This is a genomic window from Mycobacterium sp. MAA66, assembly GCF_041261665.1.
Taxonomy (GTDB): domain Bacteria; phylum Actinomycetota; class Actinomycetes; order Mycobacteriales; family Mycobacteriaceae; genus Mycobacterium.
This window is the reverse complement of sequence record NZ_JBGCCC010000002.1, coordinates 1,135,345-1,136,156: the sequence shown is the minus strand read 5'-3', so window position 1 is coordinate 1,136,156 and position 812 is coordinate 1,135,345. Positions and strand designations below refer to the sequence as shown.

The following is an 812-nucleotide window of genomic DNA, read 5'->3' as shown; positions in this document are numbered from 1 at the left end:
GTGATCACCGTACCGACCGGTTGGCGGGCTTTATCCGGCGAGCGCATCAAGGGATTCGGGCAGAATCTGTCCGCCGTCGACCACGATCGATTGCCCGGTGATGTAGCGAGCCTCGTCGGTGGCCAGGAACGCGGCGAGGTGTCCGATGTCTTCCGGGGTGCCCAGTGTTCCGGCGGGGATGGAACGAGCCATGCCGGCCAGGTAGTCCTCACCCAGGTCTTTGAGCCCTTCGGTGAGGATGTTGCCGGGCAGCACGGCGTTGACGGTGATCCGGCGTGGGGCGAGTTCGATTGCGGCAGTGCGCATGAACCCCAGTTGGGCGGCCTTGGATGCGCCGTAATGCGACCAGCCGGGGAATCCGGTGACCGGGCCCGTGATGGATGAGGTGATGACAACGCGTCCGGAGCCACTGCGGGTCAGCGCGTCCAGGCAGGCCTGCACGCAGTACACGGTGCCCTTGACGTTGACGTCGAGCACCGTGGTCAGGTCGGCCGGTGTCATGGTGTCCAGCGGTGCCTCGGGAAAGATGCCCGCATTGGCGCACAACACGTCGATGCCGCCGAACGTACCGGTGGTGGCCTCGGCCATGGCCCGACATGACTGGGGATCGGCCACGTCGACGGCTACACCGAGGACCTTCCCCGAGCCGAGGGCGTCGAGTGCGGCAACTGCGGCGTCGAGGTCGGACTGGGAACGGGCCGCCACAGCGACGTTGGCGCCCGCGGCGGCGAAGACCGCTGCGATGCCGTAGCCGATTCCCTTGGTGCCCCCGGTGACGATGACGTTCTTGTTGTCGAGTGCGAACATTGCTG

1 protein-coding gene is annotated in these 812 nt (G+C 66.5%); it reads right to left on the bottom strand.

The genetic code is table 11. The features are described from left to right. Window positions 1-30: 30 nt before the first annotated feature. The gene (gene fabG / locus ABIA30_RS12050) at window positions 31-807 is read right to left on the bottom strand and encodes a 3-oxoacyl-ACP reductase FabG (protein WP_370065374.1); all 777 of its coding nucleotides are present in this window, start codon (window positions 805-807) and stop codon (window positions 31-33) included. Between the last annotated feature and the right edge of the window lie 5 nt (window positions 808-812).

Bases quoted from the DNA above. Each gene is read 5' to 3' on its own strand.
- fabG (WP_370065374.1), bottom strand. From the start codon at position 807: ATGTTCGCACTCGACAACAAGAACGTCATCGTCACCGGGGGCACCAAG.